The organism is Nostoc sp., assembly GCF_036917355.1.
In the GTDB taxonomy this organism is placed as follows: domain Bacteria; phylum Cyanobacteriota; class Cyanobacteriia; order Cyanobacteriales; family Nostocaceae; genus Nostoc.
This window is the reverse complement of record NZ_JBALDP010000062.1, coordinates 300,088-324,290: the sequence shown is the minus strand read 5'-3', so window position 1 is coordinate 324,290 and position 24,203 is coordinate 300,088. Positions and strand designations below refer to the sequence as shown.

At 43.0% G+C, this 24,203-nt stretch carries 19 protein-coding genes; 10 read left to right on the top strand and 9 right to left on the bottom strand.

Going from position 1 to position 24,203, the window contains the following annotated elements; all coding sequences use genetic code 11:
• Positions 1 to 75: 75 nt before the first annotated feature.
• The gene (locus V7K53_RS19755; protein ID WP_335199163.1) at positions 76 to 774 is read right to left on the bottom strand and encodes a serine/threonine-protein kinase; all 699 of its coding nucleotides are present in this window, start codon (positions 772 to 774) and stop codon (positions 76 to 78) included.
• Between the two features lie 128 nt (positions 775 to 902).
• Here V7K53_RS19755 and V7K53_RS19750 point away from each other — a divergent pair, with 128 nt between their 5' ends.
• Positions 903 to 1,631 carry a Uma2 family endonuclease gene (locus V7K53_RS19750; RefSeq protein ID WP_335199162.1) on the top strand — a complete coding sequence of 243 codons (729 nt, stop codon included), beginning with the start codon at positions 903 to 905 and terminating at the stop codon, positions 1,629 to 1,631.
• A gap of 55 nt (positions 1,632 to 1,686) precedes the next feature.
• On the opposite strand, the gene miaA is transcribed toward V7K53_RS19750, so the two are convergent.
• Entirely contained in the window at positions 1,687 to 2,592 is a 906-nt protein-coding gene (gene miaA, locus V7K53_RS19745; protein ID WP_335199161.1) for a tRNA (adenosine(37)-N6)-dimethylallyltransferase MiaA, read from the bottom strand.
• A gap of 288 nt (positions 2,593 to 2,880) precedes the next feature.
• On the opposite strand from miaA, the gene gyrB reads away from it, so the two are divergent.
• Complete coding sequence (gene gyrB / locus V7K53_RS19740) at positions 2,881 to 4,818, top strand: DNA topoisomerase (ATP-hydrolyzing) subunit B (RefSeq protein WP_335199160.1); 1,938 nt, start codon at positions 2,881 to 2,883, stop codon at positions 4,816 to 4,818.
• 534 nt (positions 4,819 to 5,352) lie between these two features.
• Entirely contained in the window at positions 5,353 to 5,982 is a 630-nt protein-coding gene (locus V7K53_RS19735; RefSeq protein ID WP_335199158.1) for a fasciclin domain-containing protein, read from the top strand.
• 478 nt (positions 5,983 to 6,460) lie between these two features.
• On the opposite strand, the gene V7K53_RS19730 is transcribed toward V7K53_RS19735, so the two are convergent.
• Positions 6,461 to 6,616: a hypothetical protein gene (locus V7K53_RS19730; protein ID WP_335199156.1), complete on the bottom strand. Its 156-nt coding sequence runs from the start codon at positions 6,614 to 6,616 to the stop codon at positions 6,461 to 6,463.
• An 892-nt stretch (positions 6,617 to 7,508) separates the two neighbouring features.
• Here V7K53_RS19730 and rpoD point away from each other — a divergent pair.
• Positions 7,509 to 8,678 (top strand): RNA polymerase sigma factor RpoD, encoded by a 1,170-nt coding sequence (gene rpoD, locus V7K53_RS19725; protein WP_094353188.1) that lies wholly within the window; start codon positions 7,509 to 7,511, stop codon positions 8,676 to 8,678.
• Between the two features lie 144 nt (positions 8,679 to 8,822).
• Here the strand turns inward: rpoD and V7K53_RS19720 are convergent, their stop codons facing one another.
• The 3 genes from V7K53_RS19720 to gyrA form a co-directional block, all read right to left on the bottom strand.
• Complete coding sequence (locus tag V7K53_RS19720) at positions 8,823 to 9,008, bottom strand: chlorophyll a/b-binding protein (RefSeq protein WP_334702754.1); 186 nt, start codon at positions 9,006 to 9,008, stop codon at positions 8,823 to 8,825.
• 305 nt (positions 9,009 to 9,313) lie between these two features.
• Positions 9,314 to 9,778 (bottom strand): GNAT family N-acetyltransferase, encoded by a 465-nt coding sequence (locus V7K53_RS19715; RefSeq protein ID WP_335199155.1) that lies wholly within the window; start codon positions 9,776 to 9,778, stop codon positions 9,314 to 9,316.
• Positions 9,779 to 9,787: 9 nt separating this feature from the next.
• Positions 9,788 to 12,319, bottom strand: a complete 2,532-nt coding sequence (gene gyrA, locus V7K53_RS19710) for a DNA gyrase subunit A (RefSeq protein ID WP_335199154.1) — start codon at positions 12,317 to 12,319, stop codon at positions 9,788 to 9,790.
• A 494-nt stretch (positions 12,320 to 12,813) separates the two neighbouring features.
• Here gyrA and V7K53_RS19705 point away from each other — a divergent pair, with 494 nt between their 5' ends.
• A complete protein-coding gene (locus tag V7K53_RS19705; protein WP_094353192.1) occupies positions 12,814 to 13,218 on the top strand; it encodes a response regulator in 405 nt (134 codons plus the stop codon).
• A gap of 199 nt (positions 13,219 to 13,417) precedes the next feature.
• Here V7K53_RS19705 and V7K53_RS19700 read toward each other — a convergent pair whose 3' ends face one another.
• A complete protein-coding gene (locus V7K53_RS19700; RefSeq protein ID WP_335199153.1) occupies positions 13,418 to 14,311 on the bottom strand; it encodes a tetratricopeptide repeat protein in 894 nt (297 codons plus the stop codon).
• Positions 14,312 to 14,744: 433 nt separating this feature from the next.
• On the opposite strand from V7K53_RS19700, the gene V7K53_RS19695 reads away from it, so the two are divergent.
• The 5 genes from V7K53_RS19695 (at position 14,745) to V7K53_RS19675 (ending at position 20,605) form a co-directional block, all read left to right on the top strand.
• A complete protein-coding gene (locus V7K53_RS19695) occupies positions 14,745 to 15,302 on the top strand; it encodes a hypothetical protein (RefSeq protein WP_335199151.1) in 558 nt (185 codons plus the stop codon).
• Positions 15,303 to 15,403: 101 nt separating this feature from the next.
• The gene (locus V7K53_RS19690) at positions 15,404 to 17,026 is read left to right on the top strand and encodes an efflux RND transporter periplasmic adaptor subunit (RefSeq protein WP_335199176.1); all 1,623 of its coding nucleotides are present in this window, start codon (positions 15,404 to 15,406) and stop codon (positions 17,024 to 17,026) included.
• Positions 17,027 to 17,048: 22 nt separating this feature from the next.
• A complete protein-coding gene (locus tag V7K53_RS19685; RefSeq protein ID WP_442940500.1) occupies positions 17,049 to 18,329 on the top strand; it encodes an ABC transporter permease in 1,281 nt (426 codons plus the stop codon).
• Between the two features lie 75 nt (positions 18,330 to 18,404).
• Positions 18,405 to 19,076: an ABC transporter ATP-binding protein gene (locus V7K53_RS19680; protein WP_292754005.1), complete on the top strand. Its 672-nt coding sequence runs from the start codon at positions 18,405 to 18,407 to the stop codon at positions 19,074 to 19,076.
• A gap of 116 nt (positions 19,077 to 19,192) precedes the next feature.
• The gene (locus tag V7K53_RS19675) at positions 19,193 to 20,605 is read left to right on the top strand and encodes a TolC family protein (RefSeq protein ID WP_335199150.1); all 1,413 of its coding nucleotides are present in this window, start codon (positions 19,193 to 19,195) and stop codon (positions 20,603 to 20,605) included.
• 331 nt (positions 20,606 to 20,936) lie between these two features.
• On the opposite strand, the gene V7K53_RS19670 is transcribed toward V7K53_RS19675, so the two are convergent.
• A complete protein-coding gene (locus tag V7K53_RS19670) occupies positions 20,937 to 23,201 on the bottom strand; it encodes a cation:proton antiporter domain-containing protein (protein WP_335199148.1) in 2,265 nt (754 codons plus the stop codon).
• 177 nt (positions 23,202 to 23,378) lie between these two features.
• On the bottom strand, positions 23,379 to 24,197 hold the full coding sequence (locus tag V7K53_RS19665) for a class I SAM-dependent methyltransferase (protein WP_335199147.1): 819 nt from the start codon (positions 24,195 to 24,197) through the stop codon (positions 23,379 to 23,381).
• Between the last annotated feature and the right edge of the window lie 6 nt (positions 24,198 to 24,203).

Sequence of the window (24,203 nt, the reverse complement as noted above, 5' to 3'; positions counted from 1 at the left end):
GACCAACTTACATTTGAGCAGGTAATTTCTGTCTCTTCTTACAACTTTATCCTGGAAGCTTTATTCTATGCAGCTTCATATTAAATTGGTATCAGACTTTGGCAGTTGTTGTGGCGTTAATCCAGTCAAAGCTTGGATTGCTGTCATTCCTAAAGCATATATATCACTGCAAAGCTGAGGATGCCCTTCCCATTGCTCACTTGGCATATAATCACGAGTACCAATGGTAATTGTGCTGCTGATTTGCCCTTGAATATTGACTTTAAATGTGCTTATTTCTTTGATTGCTCCAAAGTCAATGAGAACAAGCTTATTATCTAGATATCGCCGCATCAAATTCAATGGCTTAATATCTCGGTGAATCACATTATGTTGATGAACAAAAGCTAACACCTCCAAAATTTCTTGTAAAAGTTGAATTACATCAGCTTCACTCCACGGTTTTCCTGATATTATTTCATTACTCAGGTCATGCCCTTCAATGAATTCCTGGACAAGATAAAATTCTCTATTTTCCTCGAAAAAGTCATACAGTTCAGGAATTTGCGGATGTTCTTTACCCAATTTGAACAGGATTGCTGCTTCTTTCTTAAACCTTTTTTCTGTATCTAAGCCTGGTGTCGGGGGTCTGATCAGCCGTTTAATGACACATTTATACTTGGGGCTGACAGGTAAATCCTGTGGGTATTCAGCCAAATAGGTTTCCCCAAATCCACCCGCTCCTAGTTTTTGGATAATTTTGTAACGCTGTCGCAGTATGTATCCAATCATCATGCTAATGCTACAGAACTTTATTTGTAGATTTTGACACAATCTAACCGTTATTGTAGGTAAACGACTACGTACCCTCTCATCCCTTATCAATTAACCTAGAGATAACGCTTTTAATACTGAATAAAGTCATGGTTCAGGAAGTTCTAATCAATGATGATGATTACTATGTGCCGGATGCCAACCAGCTAGTCACTGAAGATGATACACCTGTGGACAATTTTGCTTCTGAAAAACAACAACGTCTTTTGGTTGGCTCTCTTTACAGTACTCTACAGCAGCAAACTTTTTTAGCAGCAGCTAATGTCGGCATTTACCATACAGACGGTCAACCTGCAATTGTACCCGATGTTTTTCTTAGCTTGGATGTGCAAGTACCTGAAAATTGGTGGGAAAAACAAAATCGTTGTTATATGGTTTGGCGTTTTGGCAAACCTCCAGAAGTTGTCCTCGAAATTGTCTCTAATAAAGAAGGTGATGAACTGGGCAAAAAACTGAAAATTTATGAACAAATGCGGGCTAGTTACTACATCGTATACGATCAAACTCAGCAATTAGGAGAAAAAGTCCTGCGCGTTTATGAACTTAGAGGAAGGCGCTACTTTGAAACTTCAGAAAATTGGTTAGAACAAGTTGGTTTAGGTGTAACTTTGTGGGAAGGAAAATTTGAAGAGAGACAAGATACTTGGTTACGCTGGTGCTACCAAGATGGTAATGTTTTATCGACTGGAGATGAACGCGCCGAACAGGAACGACAACGTGCCGAACAGGAACGACAACGCGCCGAACAAGCAGAACAACGCACTCAATTACTAGCAGATAGGCTACGGGCTATGGGCATAGATCCCGATACTCTTTAGGACACGCGCTGTAAAGGCGCAAAGTTTTTTGCGTCTTTCCATGAGTTTATAATTCTCACGAACTTGTGCAACTTATAAACTCATTTATCCGATGCCAAACTTTTTCTAATAAATTAGGATCGTCTGAATCAAACCATTCAATTTGTGGATAGGCTCGAAACCAAGTGCGTTGTCGCTTGGCAAATTGTCGTGTATGTAAAATTGTTAATTCTTTCGCTTCATCTAAGGAAATATCCCCAGCCAAATATTGCTTGATTTCTTGATAGCCCAAAGTATTCAACAAAGACAAATCAGCACCATATTTTTGACAAAGATACTCCACTTCAGCGACCAAACCATCTGCTATCATCTGCTCAGTGCGCTGTTGAATACGAGCATCCAACTTTTCAACATCGCAATCTAAGCCAATTTGCAAAATTGGATAGTTCGGTGGATTCTCCCCTTGCTGTTCTGAAATCGGATGCCCAGTCACGTAAAATACTTCTAATGCTCGTAAAGTCCGCACTGAATCATTAGCATGAATCTTTTGTGCTGCAACTGGGTCAACTTGTTGTAACATGGCGTAGAGTTGTGGTTGACCGAGAGATTCAAGCTGCGATCGCAATTCCATCTGTGGTGCAACTCTCGGAATTTTCATCCCTTGAACAATCGAACGTATATATAAACCAGTGCCACCAACTAGAAACAGTGGTGTAACACCAACAGAAGCAATTAAGGCTTGTGTTTGTTCCTGATAGTCTGCTACTGTCATCATGTCTGTTGGATCGCAGATATCTATTAGATAGTGCGGCACCAATTTTTGTTCAGCTACAGTTGGTTTCGCCGTCCCAATATCAAATTCACGATAAACTTGACGAGAATCAGCACTAAGAATTACAGAACCCAACCGCATTGCCAAAGCCAAAGCCAAACCCGATTTCCCCGTTGCCGTCGCCCCACAAATCACAATTAATTTAGTCATTAGTCATTTGTCATTAGTCATTTGTTATGGGGCATTGGGTAGTGGGCATTGGGCATAAGGAATAAAATTGTTCAATAATTCTCCCTTGACCCCTCATCTCCCCCTGCTTCCCCTGCTCCCCTGCCCCTCTGCTACTCTGCTCCTATTGCACGGTAGTGCAACCCCAGTATAAACTTCTCTTGAAAATGCCCTACAGACGCCAGCAAGGCTTTTGTGTTACAATTTTGGAGTGTTTTTACTTTTATTTGCCTTTAGGCGATTTCAACCCCACGCATCAGGAGAGTTTACATGACGAGCAGTTACAGTGCCGATCAGATTCAAGTTCTGGAAGGTCTGGAAGCCGTCCGCAAAAGACCAGGAATGTACATCGGTACCACTGGACCGCGAGGACTCCACCATTTAGTTTACGAGGTGGTGGACAATTCAATCGATGAGGCTTTGGCGGGTCATTGCACTCATATAGAAGTGGATATCAACGCTGATGGTTCGGTGACTGTAACAGATGATGGTCGCGGTATTCCCGTCGATACTCACTCGCGCACCGGTAAATCGGCTTTGGAAACCGTAATGACGGTACTGCACGCCGGTGGTAAGTTTGGCGGCGGTGGTTACAAAGTTTCTGGAGGATTGCACGGGGTTGGTATTTCTGTTGTTAATGCCCTATCTGAGGTTGTAGAAGTTACAGTTTGGCGAGATAAAAAGGTTCATCTTCAGCGCTATGAACGTGGTGTCCCAGTTAGCGAACTGCAAGTCAAGCCTTACAAGGAAGCTAGAACAGGAACTTCTGTTACTTTTAAGCCAGATGTTCAAATATTCACTACTAGCATTGAATTTGATTACATCACTTTATCAGGTCGCCTACGGGAATTGGCATATCTGAATGCAGGTGTCAAAATTACTTTTACTGACCACCGTTTAGAACTACTAAAAAGCGATACAGCCAAGGTAGAAACCTACGAGTACAAGGGTGGGATCAAAGAGTACATTGCGTACATGAACCGTGAGAAGCAACCACTGCATGAAGAAATTATCTATGTGCAGGGAGAACGGAACAATGTACAAGTGGAAGTCTCATTGCAATGGTGTACTGATGCTTACACGGATAACGTGCTAGGTTTTGCTAACAACATTCGGACGGTAGATGGTGGTACGCACTTAGAAGGCTTGAAGGCAGTTCTGACGCGGACATTAAATGCGATCGCCCGCAAGCGCAATAAAATTAAAGAGAATGAACCTAACCTCAGTGGCGAACATGTCCGCGAAGGTTTGACTGCCGTAATTTCCGTGAAAGTCCCCGATCCCGAATTTGAAGGACAAACCAAAACCAAACTCGGTAACACCGAAGTTCGCGGGATTGTCGATTCTTTAGTGGGAGAAGTCCTCACCGAGTATCTAGAATTTCATCCTGCCATAGCAGATTCAATTTTAGATAAAGCTATCCAAGCTTTCAAAGCCGCAGAAGCAGCGCGTCATGCACGGGAATTAGTTCGCCGCAAATCTGTACTAGAATCTTCGCCATTACCTGGTAAATTGGCAGATTGTAGTTCTCGCGACCCTAGCGAATCTGAGATATTCATCGTAGAAGGGGACTCAGCAGGTGGGAGTGCTAAACAAGGACGCGATCGCCGTACTCAAGCAATCTTGCCTCTACGTGGTAAAATTCTTAACATTGAAAAAACCGACGACGCTAAAATCTATAAAAATAACGAAGTTCAATCGTTAATTACAGCACTTGGTTTAGGTGTTAAAGGTGACGAATTCGATTCCACCCAACTGCGTTATCACCGTATAGTCATCATGACGGATGCTGACGTAGATGGAGCGCACATTCGGACTTTGTTGTTAACATTCTTCTATCGATATCAACGAGCGCTCATTGAACAAGGCTTTATTTATATTGCTTGTCCCCCACTATTTAAAGTAGAACGGGGACGTAATCATGAATATTGCTATAGCGATCGCGAAAAAAATCAAGCGATCGCCAAATTCCCGGCTAACGCCAACTATACCATCCAACGCTTCAAAGGTTTGGGTGAAATGATGCCACAACAACTCTGGGATACCACCATGAACCCAGAAACTCGTAAAATGAAGCAAGTCGAAATTGAGGATGCCGCCGAAGCCGATCGCATCTTTACAATTTTAATGGGCGATCGGGTCGCACCCAGACGAGAATTTATCGAAACCTATGGCTCTAAACTCAACTTTACCGATTTAGATATCTAATCTCAGCAGTCCTAAATCATTCGTAAAAAATTAAGATCCCCGATTTACCACAGAAATCGGGGATCTTTAACTTTGAAATATTGCTTGACATTCCTGCAACAGATTTTACTAAAGACTTTATATCCCAATACAGTTCAGTTAAGCATTTCTCTCTTCTCTCAGTGCCGCGCCAGTTGCTTCTCCTGTCGGAGACGCTGCGCGTAGCAAGATCCCCGAAGGGGTACAAGTCGGGGAACCGCAAGGGCGCACTGGCTTCTCTGCGCCTCTGTGGTAGCCTGCGGCAAGCCGCTTTGCGTCTACGTTAAAAAAATTGACTTTGACAAAGAATTCTAGCTTTAACCCAAGCGTATTGCTTTATATCCAAAATTTTTGTAAAAACTACCTCTTTTGGCTGATGGCAAACTATGTAATTTATAAATTTCTTGTATTAATATTTTTACTACTACAAATTATGTCGTTAGATGAGTGACTATATTCACAAATTCATTAACTATTGTTAATAATTCCTTATTTAACTGGATTCTACACAAAGCTATGAAAGCGAGCAAAGGCGTAGTAGGAAAAGCATTGTTCAATATTATTGGCATCGGTAGCTTAGTTGCTCTGTCTGCCTGCGCTCAAACTGTTGTAGAAACTCCTACAGCAACCGTCCCTTCAACAACTGTCCCGCCCGTCACACCAACTCCTACTCCCACTATTGCCACCAAAAATTTAGCAGAATTGGCAAAGTCAGCAGCTAGTCAAGGACAGTTTAAAACTCTCATCCAAGCAGTGCAAGCTGCCGGATTAACTGAACAATTGGCTACACCAGGCCCTTATACAGTATTTGCACCTACTGACGCTGCTTTCTCTGCTTTACCAAAAGCTACTCTAGACCAACTCTTACAACCAGCAAACAAACAACAATTAGTCAAGCTTCTGTCCTACCACGTCATACCTGGAGGAATTACCTCCCAGCAATTGACATCTGGAGAAGTTAAAACAGTTGAGGGTAGTCCCGTTAAAATCGCAGTCGATCGTGCCAGCAACTCAATCACAGTCAACAACGCTAAGGTGACTCAGCCTGATATCCCAGCTAGCAACGGCATTGTTCATGTAGTTGACCAGGTACTTGTGCCACCTAATTTCTCTGCGAGTTTAAACACCACCCCAACACCACGGTAGTTCAGCAAAGTTCATAGTCTCCAGTTTTCAACTTTGAAAGCCACCGTGATTTTGAATTAATCTCTAATAATTAATTAAAAAAATTAAGTTGACTTGTCATACAAGTGATAAGTTTACACTACTCAAACTACAGATACTTCAACTTTTCTGCTTGTAAACCCATATAATTTACCAATTGTCAATATTGTCGAAACAATCAATGCTCGATTGTTAGCAAAACTACCAACTTTATTGGAAAGTTAGTCCAGATAATACTCTTTGCTCTGACTCACTGATTAATTTGAACCACCAGCTAGAAACACATTTGTTATGCTTTAAGAAAATAACTGAATACCATCTATCCAACAGCAATTAATAAGTATTTTGAGGATTTCTCATCATCAGATGACAGAAAATTACCGAAACAAAAGTATTGAAATTTACAACTGGTTTACGCAAAAAAGCTTTGTAACTAAATCGTCAGGTAATCTGCTGGGTTCTATGTGTTCGAGGCAATAGGTGTTGGAAATACACACCATAAGGCTGAAAACTTGTTAATATCTTCATGTAGTGCCGTGGCGATCGCGATCGTATCGTATGTATCTAATGTACTTTTGCATAAGATTAAGACGATATTGCCAAGTTCGCAGGACAAATTGTTTTTGAATTGATTAAAATATCGTTGTATACAATAAGAAAAGTTTGTCAAGTTTCATAGGGCTGAAATCGCCACAGTGCGCTAACGTGTGAATAAGACCGAATTAGTAAACCTAAATTGATCTCCGATCGGGTCGATTCTGCCACCGCCTCAACTCCTCAGTTAAGGTAAGTAGTACGCAGAAGGTTAACTGCTTTCAGGCAAGCACCACCACCGTTGTTGTATTTACCCAAGGACCAGACCCGTTTTAGTCTAAGGGATGCTTAATTTATGAAGGAAATGTAAAAATGGGTAGGTTAAGACGAATAGTCTGAGTTAACATAAAATGCACTCTTTCTCAGTAATTAATGTTGTGTAAAATACATGAAATTCAGCAGGAGCAAGCGTACTTACTTCGTAATGTAATAAGAGCGTCACTGCAATTCCGAAAAGTAGAGAAAAAATTTCAGGGTATAAATCCCGTTTTCAATGTCTTTTTGGTGAAAGTAGCTGAAAGTTACTTAATGAATTCATGATTAATACACAAAAAGAGTGCAATTTCTGTGAAACAGGCTACAATCGGAAGAGTCTTTATACGAAAATCTGCCAACAGTCTGAACTCATTTGTATAGAGTGGCAATTTTTTTGATAAAGGCAAGTATTTTTTTTGACCAGTTAGTTGAAAGCAATATGTGATAGCAACACATATAACATTTACTAAAGTGAGCAAGTCACCTTTAGTATTTGCTTAAACTAAAGTAAAAACCCTCCTACCGGAGGTGTAAAACTTCCGAAAATATCTCTGGCAAATTTGCCAAAAAGCTTATTTTCGGTTGGCAATTAGCTCATTTAAAAGAGCACTAAACACATCTTGAGTAATTGATTCTGCAAGGAGCATGAGGAACGCGGCATGAACCAGGCTAACAACGTACTCGAAAGCATATATCAGCCTGACCTAGAAATAATGAATCAGCCTGAGCTCGAGTTAGAAGAACTCTTAATAGACGATGAAGAGGACTTGCTGATCATCGATGAAGGTGACGAGGAATTTTTAGAGCCTCAGTCTGATGAGGACGACGCAAAGTCTGGAAAAGCCGCTAAATCGCGTCGTCGGACACAAAGCAAGAAAAAGCACTATACCGAAGATTCAATTCGGCTTTACTTGCAAGAAATTGGTAGAATTCGTCTGTTGCGGGCAGACGAAGAAATTGAATTGGCGCGGAAAATAGCGGATTTGCTGGAATTAGAAAGAGTCCGCGAAAGACTCTGTGAGCAATTAGATCGCGATCCTCGAGATAGTGAATGGGCAGAAGCAGTACAACTGCCACTACCAGCCTTTCGTTATCGCCTCCATGTTGGTCGTCGGGCGAAAGACAAGATGGTGCAATCTAACCTCCGTCTTGTAGTTTCAATTGCCAAGAAATACATGAATCGTGGTTTGTCGTTCCAGGACTTAATTCAGGAAGGCAGTCTCGGTTTGATTCGTGCCGCTGAAAAGTTTGACCACGAAAAAGGTTATAAGTTTTCTACATACGCTACATGGTGGATTCGTCAAGCAATTACCCGCGCGATCGCAGATCAATCCCGCACAATTCGTCTTCCAGTTCACCTTTACGAAACCATTTCTCGGATTAAGAAAACTACCAAGTTGCTATCTCAAGAAATGGGTCGCAAACCCACTGAAGAAGAAATCGCTACTCGAATGGAAATGACCATTGAGAAGTTGCGGTTCATTGCTAAATCCGCTCAGTTACCTATCTCATTAGAAACGCCTATTGGTAAAGAAGAAGATTCTCGATTGGGCGATTTTATTGAATCCGATGGTGAGACACCAGAAGACCAAGTTTCCAAAAATCTTCTGCGCGAAGACCTTGAAAAAGTCCTCGACAGTCTCAGTCCACGCGAACGTGATGTTCTTAGACTGCGTTACGGCTTGGATGATGGTCGGATGAAAACCCTTGAGGAAATCGGACAGATTTTCAACGTCACCCGCGAACGGATTCGTCAAATTGAGGCGAAAGCACTCCGCAAGTTACGTCATCCAAATCGCAACAGCGTTCTCAAGGAATATATTCGGTAGTCAATTAGTCAATAGTCATTAGTCATTGGTCATTAGTGAATAAACAAATGACTAAGGACAAATGACAAATGACAAAAAATAAAAAACCTGGTAGTGAATTAGCACTCCAGGTTTTTTTTTATAGGTCATCTTTGATATTAAAACTTATAGGATGCCCCAAAAATGTAGGAAGCCTTGACCAGAGAAAACCTCAACCAAAACGGCTGCTGAAAAGCCAATCATTGCCAAGCGACCATTCCAAACTTCTGCTTGTGGGGTAAAGCCCCAACGCCAAGCGTTGCGATCTTCAATTACAGGAGTAGTGACTTTTGTTGTGCTTGCATTTGTCATGGTTAGGACTCCAAACTTAATTTTTAAGGTTTATTGCCTTATGTAAACTAATATAACAAATATTTTTAGAAAAGCAACATTTTTTATACTTTTGTTTCTAGACCTTGACATAAATAGAAATAGTTATTTATACAAATTAAAACATCAGTCTTCAGTGAGATTTACTGAGACAGAAGAAATGTTATCTAGATTTTTACTAGATAAACAATATAATATTATTGAAATTAATTATTAAGTAATTGATTGATATTGCTTGACCGTAAGTATATTTTGGATTTTAAAATAAAAATTATTGATAATTAAACTCAGTAGTAGAAAATTTCCATTTCTTTTGAAGTCGAGACAAAACTAAGCTTCTCATAGAGGGGTTTACCATCCTCAGTAGTGTGAAGCCAGAGGCGTTTTGCCTCAGTTGCTCTCACAAAGCTGATAATTTCCTTTAACAATGCTGTAGCAATTCCTTGTCCTCGCCACATCGGAATTGTATAAACGTTCATAACGTAGGCTTCTAAGCCTGAGAGATTGCCGTTGTAGGGGGGTCGTTGAAAAAATACCAAGCCGCTAGTGGCAACAATTTGGTTATCCACTTCAGCTACCCAAGCTAAAAACTCACCTGACGGCATTTTTTCGCCAAGATATTTTCGAGTTGCTTCTGCTAGGTTTGTGGTGTCAGAATTACCTTTAATCTCGCCAGCCTCCCGCAGGAGTTCGAGACGCAGTTGGATTAGCGCCTCTAAATCCTGCAAGTTGGCTTGTCGGAAGTTGAACATCACTCTAATTTACGATCGCACTTCAGCCACAGTAATGATTTTTTCATCGCGGTTGAGTTGGATAATGCTTTCACCTTTCACATCTCTACCTAAGAGCGGCACTGTTTCCACAGGGATTCGCACTACTCGCTCCTTATTCGTCACTAAAGCTACCTCGCCAGATGCGTTGGCGTAGCCTGCCGAAGGCATCGCCATCACCATACCAGCTAAGTTGTCAGTTTTGCTAGCAAATTTCAGCGCTTGCGTGCCTAAATCGCCGCGATTAGCTGCTCTCAACTGACTCGCAGCCATCCGCTTGGCATATCCTTCTTGAGTAACTAGCAGCAGTTGGTCATCTTTACCGACAGTGACACAGCCAACCATTTGCTGATTTTTCAATAATCGAAATGCTTGTAAACCCATTGCTGCGCGACCCATGACCGGTAATTGTTCATCATTGACTGCAAAGCGCAACATTCGTCCACCAGAACTAGCTAAAATCAGATGCGCCCCTGGAGCGGTAAATTGAGTAAATGACAATTCATCATCATCTTTGAGCTTCAAAATCGTGATTCCGCGCCGAGTCAGGTTAGTAAATTCTTCCAGAGACAGACGCTTGATTCTTCCCTGTTTTGTTAGAAGAATCATCTGCTTAGTTGCGAGATTTTCTGGTAGCAAAAAGCGGCTGACTACAGCTTCTTGAGCGCCTTGAGCAGTACTACTGAGCATTGTAATCAAAGGTTTTCCCCGTGGAGAACGTCCAGTAGTTGGGGGAATTTCTCCCACATTCACCGGATAGACTTTGCCGCCGCCAGTTAGTATTAGCAAGTCTTTCCCGGTGTCAGTCAACACAGTTTGGATAATGAAGTCATTATCGTGTAGACCATTTTCAGCTTTTGACTTTCTCCCAGATGGCTGAGTGCGGCGCACATAACCCCGTTGGGTAAATTCTAAAACTGCCTCCTCTACCGGTTCAGAAGATTTAAGTTCCTCCTCCTCTGCCCCTCTGCCCCTCTGCCCCTCTGCTCCTCTGCCCTTTTGCTCCTCCGCCCTAGACTTCTGCTCCTCTCCAATTTTCGTCCGTCGGGGATCGTTGTATTTGCGCTTGAGCGACCGCAAATCTTTTTTCAGCGCCTTCAATAATTCCCGGCGATCGTTGAGTAATTGCTCCAATAAACTAATTTGTTCGCTGATCTGCTCAAATTCCTGCTGCAAATTTTGCTGTTCTAAACTGGTGAGGCGACGCAACGGCATAGCCAGAATTGCATCTCCTTGTACCTCACTCAAATCTAGTTGGCTACAAAGATTAATTTTTGCTGTACTACCATCGGGAGCTTGGCGCAAAATTTGAATTACTTCATCCAAATTCGACAGCGCTTTCAGCAAACCTTCTACCAAATGCACGCGACTTTGAGCCTTAGCCAACTCGTAATTGTAGCGACGGTTCAGCGTCTCTTCTCGGAATTTCAAAAATTCCTGCAACAGTTGACGCAAACTTAACTGGCGGGGTTGTCCATCCACGATTGCGAGGAGAATCGCCCCAAAAGTCATTTGTAAAGCAGTTTGGTGATATAAATGCTGGAGAATTTCTTGGGGATTCGTATCGCGTTTGAGTTCAATTACCACCCGCATCCCTTCGCGATCGCTCTCATCCCGAAGATCGGAAATTCCTTGCAAGCGTCCTTGATTTACCAAGTCCGCTACCTTCTCAATCCAGGCGGCCTTATTCACTTGATAAGGCAATTCTGTAATGATAATTGCCGTTCGTCGCTTGCTTCCCCTCGCGGCTGGAATTTCCTCCAGAGTCGCGACTCCCCGCAGCAGAATTCCACCTTTACCTGTGGTATATGCTTCCCGAATTCCTGCTTCACCAACTATTTCCCCACCAGTGGGAAAATCTGGCCCTGGAATTAGCTCAAATAATTTTTCATCTGGCAAATCTGGATTGTCGATTAGGGCAATTAACCCATCGACAATTTCCCCCAAGTTGTGGGGTGGTACATTTGTCGCCATTCCCACGGCGATCCCAGAACAGCCATTGAGCAACAGAAAGGGTAACTGAGCAGGTAACACCGTTGGTTCTTGCTGGGAATTATCGAAGTTCCCGACAAATTCCACAGTTTCTTCACCAATTTCTGTCAGCATTCCCTCATGGCTGATCGGTGCAAGGCGCGTTTCTGTGTAGCGCATCGCCGCTGGCGGGTCATTATCGACACTGCCAAAGTTACCGTGTCCTGCTAGTAAAGGATAGCGGCTAGAAAAATCCTGCACCAGCCTGACTAAAGCATCGTAAACTGATTGGTCGCCGTGGGGATGGTATTTACCCAACACATCACCCACTACACGGGCACATTTTCGATAGGGTCTATCTGGTACTAAACCGAGTTCGTGCATTGCATACAAAATGCGCCGATGCACTGGTTTTAAGCCATCACGCACGTCTGGTAGCGCTCGCCCGACAATCACGCTCATGGCATATTCGAGATAAGACCGTTGCATCTCGGTGTGCAGGGCTGTTGGAATTACCTGTCCCGTTGAGAGAAGGTTTAACTGTTTTGCCATGAGTTTTTTCCCTGAAATTTAACTACACAAAAGCCGATGGAACTCAACACTGCGGCAACCACAGCATAACGGATGAAATGAGATTCATAACAAAATTTTGATAGTCACAGAAGAAAAAGCAGTAGTATCATCCTTGATGACGAAGATGCATATTGACTATTAAAAAGGATGCACACGAGTATAATCTACATAAACTTAGTAGCCATGATACTTACCGAAGAGGAATTGAGAATTCAGGAAACAGAATCCATTCTGGATTCTGTAGGACTGGATAGAGAATCGAAGTTTAGAGCAAGCGATTTTAAGACCCTCGTTGACTCGCTAACGCTACGCTATCGTGGAGAAAAAAATTTCTTTCCCCGTGACTGTTAGGTCTGACTTGACTATTGGGGTATTCTGAATTCTGTCTTCTGACTCCTTTTCATCATGATTGCATTTCTTAATTTTGTATTCTGGAATTCTTGAATCTCCTCACCTCTATAACTAAAATTCTCATGAAAACTGTTTTAATTGTCGAAGACGATCTAATTAATGCTCGTGTTTTTTCCAAAATTTTGTCCAAGCGTGGTGGCTTGGGTGTAAAACACACTGAAAATGTCGAAGAAGTCATCAAAATTGCCCAATCAGGAGAAGCCGACCTGATTTTGATGGATGTTTCTCTTTCCAGAAGTGTTTACCAAGGCAAGTCGGTTGATGGAATCAAGATTACACAAATGTTAAAATCCGATCCAAAAACAGCAAACTTACCTGTGATTCTGGTGACAGCACATGCTATGGAAGGCGATCGCGAGAACTTTCTCAAGCAAAGCGGTGCTGATGGCTACATTTCTAAGCCAGTTGTTGACCATCAACAGTTCGTTGACCAAATCATCGCACTTCTACCCACAGACGAACACTGAGAATTAAAGACTTATTTCAGGAATACTCGCCCGCAAATGTTTTTGGGCGATTAGTTCCTGTATTTATCTAGTATAGATGTACTACGAAAAGGTACTATTAGGCAAGTGGTAATAAGAGAGTTAGGAGTTAGGAGTTATGAGTTGAAATATTTAACTCCCAACTCTTAACTTTTAACTTTTAACTCCTAACTCCCCACTCCTATTGAGTAGGCTGTTTTCTAGGCGTAGGCGCTGATGATGAATTTTCTCGTTGCTGTATGGCTGCTTGAATACGGGGTAATTCTAGGAATTTTTTCGTATCAGACAGTAGACGATCGCCCCAGAGATTTTCTTTGAGGAAATTTAAATTAGCATAGCGCGAATCGATACGGAGTGCAGCTTCTCCCAAGGTTAGTCCTTGTTGGCGATCGCCTTTAGTATACAGTGCCACGGCTAAGGCCAATAAAGGTTCTGCGGCTTGTTTCTCAAGGGTTACAGCAGATTGCCATCGCTTAATCGCTTCGGGGATATTACCCTGTTCGTAGTTGATTAAGCCAATATTGTTGAGCGCAGGCCAGAATTTTTTATCTTGGGAGACGGCTTTATCGTACTGGGCGATCGCATCTGGCAATTTACCCAGCAAATAGTAAGCATTACCCAAATCAAATAAACCCTCTGGATCGTTGGGTTTTAATTTCAAACCATCTTGATAATTGACAACAGCAGCCTGGTAATTTTTCTGTTGAAAATTCGCTGAACCCAAAGCAAACAGAATATCACCATTTTTAGGGTTGAGAGATTGTGCTTTTTTCAGGCTAGCGATCGCCCCATCAAACTCTTTCGTTTGCAACTGCAATCCACCTAACAGCAACCACACTTTATCATTCCCAGGAGCAAGTTGACTAGCCAGCCGCGCTCGTGGCAAAGCTAAGTCAACCTGTTGAAACTGAGCTAGTTGAGCCGCCTCTTGTGCCAAGCTCAATCCCTGTTTTTCTAACTTTGTCGCATCTAGTTGCAGTGTATGGGGTATTAATGCCTGCGCGTTAGCGGCTTTTGGCATACTCCATAAACTACAGACCATTAAAAGAGAAATCAAACGAACATGTTTAGGCACATTACCGCCTTTAAGCCACTAATCAAAGAATCTTTCAGCTAGCTTAAACGATCTGCGCTCTTGACGACAGCAAAATCTTAGCAATCTTGGGGAAAAGGATGTGGGGAGTAGGGGAGTAGAGGGAGTGAAGAAGGGAATAGGGTAGAGGTTACAGGGTACAGATTATTCCCTATCACCTCTACCCTAATCTCAATGTCCAATGCATAATGCCCATTAAAAAAACTGATGACTTTGGTCATACATCAGCCTGGAATTACTAATGACTTTCGTCATACATCGGTTTCAACTTTTTGAGCAATAATTATTATGTATGAATTTATACGACGAGGTAAATATTAAACACCTTAATGCCAAAACAAAAACAACTGTCTAAAGATTGCTGAATTCAAACTTCAGCAATCTAGAACTTTAATACAAATAAGGAGTCAATTTCATGTTGAAACCAAACCGTATATCGATAGTATTAGCTGCTGCTGCTCTGATAATTGTTCCTACTCTCTTGACTGCGCCTGCAAATGCCGAGACAAAAGCCTATGTTGTTGGCGATCGCGATCGAGATTGGAACCGCGACGGCAGATCCAATTCTAGAGAAGTCAGAAACTCTAGAGACAGGGATAATAATTGGAACCGTGACGGCAGACCCAATCCTAGAGAAGTCAGAAACTCTAGAGGCAGGGATAATAATTGGAACCGTGATGGCAGATCCTATCCTGTAGAAGTCAGAAACCCTAGAGATCGGGATAATTGGAACCGTGATAACCAATTTAATGGCAGAGTAGTCAGACTTGGTAATGGTGATATCAGATATCCCAATGGGCAAATTATTCCTTCTAGATCCATAGTTAGACTGCGCGATCAAGGTTACTTCAGACTTCCTAACGGAGATATTCTGCTTCCCAATCAGGAAATTGTTCCTGCTGGGAGATTAGTGAGAGTGCGTGATGATTACTTCAGACTTCCTAGTGGATTAGTACTGCAAATAAACCTTTAAAACACTAAAAACTCAAAATCATTGTCAGTATTAGGCTACCAGGCTATAGTTTTAGCCGTGAATAAGTAGCTCGGTAGCCGTTCCTTATAGATAAAATGGATATGAAAATTGATACACCAAATACCGTAGATTCATCAGTTATAGTTCCAGAGGTAAAGAAAAAAAAGGGCAGACGTAATTGGCTCTCTTGGCTAATTGCTCTTTGCCTTTTGGGTGGAATTGGCTATGCCGTTTATTACCAAGTAACAGTTGCTCCCCGTCAACAAGCCAGTCGCCGGGTGCTGACAAGACCTGTAGAAAGGCAGAGTTTAACAATCACAGTTTCAGCGAACGGAACGGTGAAGCCTGAGCGGTCAATCAACCTCAGCCCGAAAAATTCCGGCATCTTGAAAAGCCTGTTGGCGAAAGAAGGAGATATCGTCAAACAAGGACAGATTGTCGCTTACATGGATGATTCCAACCTCCGGGGGCAACTTACCTCTGCTCAAGGACAATTGGCACAAGCCGAGGCGAATTTGCAAAAAGCGATCGCAGGTAATCGCCCTCAAGATATTGCCCAATCACAAGGAGCATTAGACGAAGCCGAGGCGAATCTACAAAAGGTACAAACAGGGAATCGCTCTCAAGATATTGGCCAAGCACAGGCACGCTTGCAAAGCGCTCAAGCCGCCCTCCGCCAAGCAGAAGATGATTTTGTTCGTAATCAGCAACTTTACAATGCAGGCGGTATTTCCCTTCAGACTCTTAACCAAAACCGCTCCAATCGTGACAGCGCCCAAGCTAATGTAAATGAGGCACAGCAAGCACTGGCTCTGCAAAAAGCCGGATCGCGTCCAGAAGACGTTGAGCAAGCACGAGCTGTAGTGAAGCAGAGACAGCAAGCTTTGGCACTCTTAAAAGCTGGAACGCGCCAAGAAGATATTAACGCAGCCCGCGCCCAGGTAACATCGGCTCGTGGCTCGCTGCAAAACATCCAAGCCGAAATCAATGACACGATCATTCGCGCACCCTTTGATGGTGTGGTGACAAAGAAGTATGCCGATCCAGGCGCTTTCGTGACACCTACAACTGCTAGTAGTGAAGTAGCTTCTTCTTCTTCTTCTTCAATCTTGTCTTTAGCTTCCACAAATGAAGTTGTCGCCAATTTAGCGGAAACAAATATTTCCAAAATCAGCCTTGGTCAAAAAGTCTCGATTAAAGCAGATGCCTACCCAGGAAAGACCTTTGAAGGTAAAGTAAGCCAAATTGCTGCCCAAGCAATAGTGGAGCAAAACGTCACCAGTTTTGAAGTGAGAGTATCACTTTCAGACCCTCAAAGACTACTGCGGTCTGGGATGAATGCGGAAGTAGATTTTCAAGTCGGTCAAGTTCAAAATGTTTTAGTAGTGCCAACAGCCTCAGTGGTACGCCAAGAAAATGCCACAGGCGTGTTTGTGCCAGGAAAAAATAACAGACCTGTGTTCACTCGCATCGAGACTGGCGTCACCGCGAATAACTTTACCGAAGTTAAGTCTGGATTGACAGGAGACGAAAGGGTGTTGCTCAGTTTCCCACCAGGATCGCGTCCGCAATCAACACCAAGAGGAGGAGTTTTCCCTGGTCTAGGTGGAGGTGGAGGAGCCGGAGGAGCTGGAGGAGGAGGAAGAGGAGCAGGTGGCGGCGGAGGTCGTTCAGGCGCCAGTTCTGGCGGTGGTGGTCGTTCTCAAGGCGGTGGTTCCCCTTAAAGTTAGTTTTGAATAGAACATTATGTTTAAGATATTTAAGGGCTTTTACAAAGCGAAGAATACCCGCACAGTACCATTGCTGGAAATCTTGACAATGGCGGCAGAGACTCTGTGGAGTAACAAATTACGCACAGGTCTAACTATGTTGGGCGTGATTATTGGGATTTCTTCAGTTATTGCCATTACTTCTGTCGGTCAGGGAGTACAAAAAGGGGTTGAGCAACAGATACAAGCATTGGGTACAGATGTGATCCAAATCTTGGCTGGTGCGGCAAGAAGCGGGAATGTCCGTCAAGGAGTAGGTTCTAGCAGCACCTTGACTTGGGAAGATGCTAAAGCGATCGCTACACAAGCGCCATCAGCACAGATGGTTTCTGCTTATCTCCAACGGACTGCTCAAGTTGTCTATGCAGGACAGAACACCTCAACAACCATTTATGGCACTGATTTGAACTACCCAGAAGTCAGAAATACTCACCCCCAACAAGGGAGATATTTTACTCAGGAAGAACTAGATATTGCCGCACAGCTTGCCATTCTTGGCCCTACAGTTCAAAAAACACTCTTTGCACAGGGTGTAAATCCGATCGGCGAGAAAATTCGGATTCAGGGAGAGGCTTATGAAGTGATTGGGGTGATGGAACCTAAAGGCGCTCAGGGACCGATGGATCGAGATGACCAGATTTTTATTCCTCTAACTAGTATGTCGAAGAGACTAGTTGGGAACAATGCTCTGGTGGGCGTTTCTGTAAATGGAATTCTAGTCAAAGGCGCTAATCAGGAACAGTTAGAAGCCGCTCAGTTTCAAGTTACCAATCTCTTACGGTTGCGTCATAACATTTATCCGCCACAAGCTGATGATTTTCGACTGACCAATCAAGCTGATATTGTTAGTACCTTCACTAGTATTGTAGGTTTATTTACAGTAATGGTGGTAGCGATCGCTGGAATTTCTCTAGTGGTTGGTGGTATTGGTATTGCTAACATTATGCTAGTTTCTGTGGTTGAGCGGACGCGGGAAATCGGAATTCGCAAAGCCGTAGGAGCCACTAATTCAGCCATTCTCAATCAATTTTTAGCCGAAGCGATCGTGATTTCCATTGTCGGCGGAGGTATTGGTATGGTGACTGGCGTTTTATTAGCCTTTGTGGCTGCAAACGTTTTCAAATTTCCCTTTGTAATTTCTTTCTTGTCGATCGTTGCTGGCTTTGTACTCTCGTTAACCGTTGGCTTAATCGCTGGCGTGATTCCAGCACGAAACGCATCTAAATTAGATCCAATTAATGCTTTAAGAAGTGACTAAATAATTCGTAATTCGTAATACTTCGGCTTCGCTCAGGGCAAGACGCTCAGTACAAGTTCGTAATTCATAATTCTTATGCCAACAATGATTTGGATGGAATCCATTACTAAAACCTATCACTTGGGAGAAGTGAGTGTTCCAATACTCAAGGGAATTCAACTCTCTATTGAGGAAGGGGAATACGTCTCAATTATGGGTGCGTCAGGTTCGGGTAAATCTACACTCATGAATATTTTGGGATGTCTGGATCGTCCGACAACTGGAGACTATATTTTTGAAGGCAGAAATCTGACGACTTTTGATGATGATGAATTAGCCTATATCCGCAACCAAAGGATAGGTTTTGTGTTCCAACAATTTAACCTATTAGCACGGGCAACAGCGTTGGAAAACGTCATGTTGCCAATGGTTTACGCTAACTTACCCAAGCCAAAACGCCGGGAAAGGGCATTAGAAGCCTTAGAAAAGGTAGGACTAGGGGGACGCATTGCTAACCGTCCGAGTCAACTATCTGGCGGACAACAACAACGAGTAGCGATCGCTCGTGCTTTGGTCAACCGACCTGCATTAGTTCTGGCAGATGAGCCAACAGGAGCTTTAGATACTGAAACCTCCCATGAGGTAATGAGTTTACTGACTGAACTTAATAACCAAGGGATCACAATTGTGATTGTCACTCATGAACCTGATATTGCTGCTCAAACCCAAAGGATTATCCGAGTTCAGGATGGTTTGATTGTCGGCTAATTTGTTAAGATCAACCCTTGGAGGAGGAATTTAAGATTTAAATCTCTGTAGGTCAATCAGGATGAAAACTTTTGATTATATCCTCAAAAAACCTAATTAATTACTATATCTAGATTATGAATTTCAGCTTATTATTCGTGCATTTTACCTGGGTTACTGTCGCATTCGCGATTCTTTTTCCAAATGCAGCAAGTGCAGCAACTCCGCCAAAAGCACAGAATTCTTCAAGCTCTGTACAAGTTCCCGATCGCCTCAATCCCAATCCCAATCCTCTGCAATTTCCAACTAAACCGGAGGAAGTAAGGATTCAGGGAACTGTACCAATCAGTTTGGCACAAGCTTTAGAACTCGCAAAACGCAACAATCGAGACTTACAAGTAGCTATATTACAGCTAGAACGCAGTCGCTCGGCGTTACGCGAGTCTCAAGCTGGCTTATTTCCTACTCTTGGTATTAACAGTAGTGTGACTAATAATGGTAATGGTTTTAGAAACAATTCATCTCAAGCCAGCACCTCTTTTAATGGTTCAGCACAACTGAATTATAATCTCTATACTTCTGGGAACACGCTAGCGACTATCCGAGCCGCAGAGGAACAGCTACGGATAGATGAATTAAATGTTGAAAGTCAGTCTTTGACAATTAGGTTGAATGCCACCACTCAATACTACGATTTGCAACAAGCAGATCAACAAGTAAGAATTAATCGGTCTGCTGTGACAAATGCTCAGGCTAGTTTGCGGGATACTCAAGCTAGAGAACAGGCTGGAGTGGGTACGCGCTTCGATGTGCTGCAAGCTCAGGTAAATTTAGCAAATGCCCAACAACTACTTACTAATGCAATCTCACAGCAGCAAATTGCCCGTCGTCAGCTTGCCACGTTGTTAAGTTTATCGCAGTCAGCTGAGATCAGTGCCTCAGATCCCGTACAGTTAGCAGGTCTTTGGCAGCAGACGGTAGAACAAAGTATTGTCCAAGCGTTTCAAAATCGTCCAGAGCTGCAACAGTATTTGGCACAACGTAATATTTCCGAGCAACAGCGACGGCAGGCACTTTCACAGCTAGGTCCGCAAGTTAGTTTGGCAGGAAACTACAATCTCCTAGATCGGTATGATGATGGTGTCAGCCTTACTGATGGCTATTCAGTAGGACTTCAAGGAAATCTAACGGTGTTTGATGGGGGAGCAGCAAGAGCAAGGGCGGCTCAGTCGAAAGCTAATATTGCGATCGCAGAGACTCAATTTGCTAACCAGCGCGACCAAATTCGCTTTGATGTAGAACAGTACTATGCTCAATTGCAATCCAATTTAAATAATGTGCAGACTTCTAGTGTGGCCTTAAATCAAGCAAGAGAAGCTCTGAATTTAGCAAGATTGAGGTTTCAAGCTGGTGTGGGCACTCAAACAGAGGTAATTGATGCTGAAAATGACCTGACAAGAGCAGAAGGTAATCGCGTCGCAGCTATTTTGGATTACAATCGCGCTCTAGCTAATTTGCAAAGATCGGTAACATCCAGAGCTTCGCGCTAAGACCAAATCATTAGATATCTGATGAAATTAAATATGCGTTATCCAGAACCTTTGTAGAGACATAGCACTGCTACGTCTCTACATTCTTTTTTGCAATGTCTATGAAATAAATGTATAGCTGTAGTCGGATATGTTATACCAATTCAATTAATGATTGCAACATATTATTGGGTAAAGACGCGATTCATCGCATCTCTACAAATGGTCTATTTGTCGCATTCTTTTTTCCAATTGGTATTAGGATAGTGTTGATTGCTCAAAGCTTTAAAGCAACTGGGTTTATACTCAGCACGGGCTAAAGCCCCGCTACCGCTAACAGCACTCAGCACTTTTATGGCACAGTAATTACTGCTACTGGACAATGGGCTTTGCTCAGAATTGCATCGACTCTATGACCGAAGAAAACGCGACCCGTAACCATGCGGATATTACTCCCTAGAATAATTAGGTCAACTTCCTGGGTTTTGGCAAACTTGAGGATTTCTCTTTCTGGGCTGCTTCCTTGAAGAATATAAGTTTTGACATCAGCACCCAGATTGCGGGCAATTTCTGCTTGCTGTTCGAGCATATCGTGAGCAATTTCTTTGACTGGAGCTAGCGATCGCTGTTCGTAAAGAATATACTCAACCTGTGGCAAATTAATCACGTTAACGATCGTAACTAATGCCCCGGTTTGAGCTGCGATCGTACTTGCCATCTCTACAGCATTTTTACTATATTCTGTCCCCACCGTTGGCACCAAAATCTTTTTCAGCTGTTGTTGAGGGATTTTGCATATCTCGCCTTTCGGTTGAGGTAGATGCGACTTCACCACCATCGTTGCACAAGGTGATTCTTGAACAACCCGATCGACAAGCAAATTAAACAATGCTTTCTGGGGGCGGATCTGTTCCGAAGCTCCCAGTACGATCAAGTCATAGTTTTTGTTCGCTTCATTCAGAATTACCTCCGCTTTATTACGCCCAGACTCCGTTTTTGTTTGCAAGGTGGTATCAGCAGGTAGCTGCATTTCCTCAGTGACAGCAGCTAGAGCTTGCTCGGCAGCAGTATCTTTAACCTGGGTTGCCTCCATCCGGCGTGCTTTGCTTTGAGGTTGCTTATCACTCAGGGCATATAGAGATGTAACTTCTATAGAGTTTTGGTGAGCCATGTAACCGACTAGTTGCGCCGCCAGTTGGATGTTAGGGCCACCACTAGTAGGTATTAAGATACGATGAATCTGCTTGATAAAGCTGCGGCTATCCTGTTCTTCTTGCTCCAAACGTCGAGCTTCCTCTTCACCCATAACCACTTTCGACAAACACCAGCGCAGAAGCGGTGGAGCCATTAGGGAAGTGACGATCGCTACCATGACAATAATCGAGTACATCTGGGGATTCAGCACTCCCAAAGATAAACCAATGGTGGCAACGACAATTTCCATCGCCCCGCGAGCATTCATCCCGGAACCCATCGCCAAACCTTCCCAATGACTCAAGCCGCCGGCGCGAGAACCAAGGTAAGCACCTGTAAATTTGCCCACACAAGCGACAGCGAGAACAATCAAGCCAAATATCAACGTTTGAGGGACTAACAGAGCGAGTAAATTAACTTTCAAGCCCGCTGAAGCAAAGAAAATTGGCGCTAGAAAGCTTGCTGTAAAGACTTCTAACATGTGCCCAGCTTCATTGCTAAAGCGGCGGGATTGACCTGCTAGAATCCCCATTACAAAAGCACCTAATGCCGCTTCTAGACCTAATCCGTGGGTAAGTGCTGCTGCCGAGAGCGCAAGAATTAGCACAACCGACATACTAGCGGCAATGCCACCAACGTAGTCATCAACCCAGCGCAAAATCTGGTCTACAATAGTACGCCCAATTGTAAAGGCGATCGCTAAAAATAATATGGCCGCGCTCACAGAATGGAAAATTGTCCCCAGGTCAAATTTGCCGCTACTAGCTAAACCTGAAACCACAGAAAGTAAAATCCAGCCGATGGTGTCGTCAGTCATCCCAGCAGCTAAGGTGACTTGACCAATGTCACGGCGAATCAGGTTTAAGTCCATCAGCACTTTCGCAATTACTGGTACTGCTGAAATACTCATTGCTGTAGCGATAAATAGACTAAATACCAATCGCTTTTCTGGATCGGCTAAAAAACTATCTGGCAATAACCAGCCCAGTCCAAATCCAGTGATAAAGGGGATAATAATTCCGCCCAGTGAAATCAAAAGAGCCGTTTTACCCTTACGCAGAATCAGCTTGAGATCCGTCTCCAATCCCGTTACAATCAGCAAAAATAACACGCCTAACCAAGAAATCACTGAAAGTAAATTAGACTGTTCTTGACTTTTGGGAAAGATGTGCGCCTGTAAGTCGGGAAGGAGCAAACCAAATAGAGAAGGACCAAGCAGCACACCCGCCAGTAATTCTCCAACAACAGGCGGTAGGTTAATCCGGCGCATCAACTCACCTAATCCCCGCGCTACGAGAAGCAATAGTGACAGTTGCACTAGCACCAACAGCAGCTCGTGATGACCAAGAGGTTTAATTAAACCGTCACCTGCTGCTTTCTGGGCAGCGAGTACAGGCACTAATATTAGGGACAGGTTTTGCATATAAGCGTCCAAAGGTTGGATTACAAATTTTTCAAGGGGCTGTTCAAGTAAATCCTGAAAATGTTTACTTGCACATCGGTCTAGGAGATTAAACTGTCATTGACATTATTAACCGCAAGATTATCATCTGCGATCGCCCTAAGTTGTCAGGTAAGAAACAAAGCTTTGCTCATTCACTTATTTTCGGGCGCGAACAAAGAACTTTGTAGTGTCCATCCAAATACCTCGATCGGTTGCTAGCTTCTCAATTTCAGCTTCGTACTCAACCTGAAATTGATTTAATTGTTCTTCTGATAATTTGGAGAACAGAGGATTACCTTTAAAATTTATATTAATTACTGTCATCGATAATCTATTATCACTAAGAGGGCGATAACGTCCTGATGGTTCAATCTTAATTTCGATATCTCTAAAACCTGCCTGATTGAGTAAATTACGACATTTTTCTGGAGTCCCAAGTGGTTCAAGAATATGTGGTACTGATACACCTAAAACTTTAGCGCAGATACTTTTCTGAAGAGATGCCATAATAGCAGTTTCGGGAGGACAGGTAAATGCCACAAATCCTTCGGGTTTCAAGAAGCGATACCACTTTTGCAAAATAGTGAGGATATCAGGAAAAAGTACAATTGCCTCACAGCAAAAGACAACATCAAAACTACGATCGCTAAAGTTGAAATATTCTGCATCTGCCTCAATCAACTCGATATTTTGTAATTTTGCTGCTGCAATCTTAAGTCTTGCTTGATGCAACATTCCAGGGGTCATGTCAATTCCAATCACGTAGCCCTCTGAACCAACTTTTTCAGCTGCGGGTATCGCAACTAAACCCGTTCCAGTTGCCACATCAAGGATTTTTTGTCCCGAATGTAGCCCAACAAATTCAATTAAAAGCTTGGCTTCTAGAGGATGGCGAGTATCTTTTTCATGGTCATAAGTCGTTCTACTACCATAAAATTCTCTTAGTTGCTGCTTATAATTATCTAGATCGGTCATAACCAA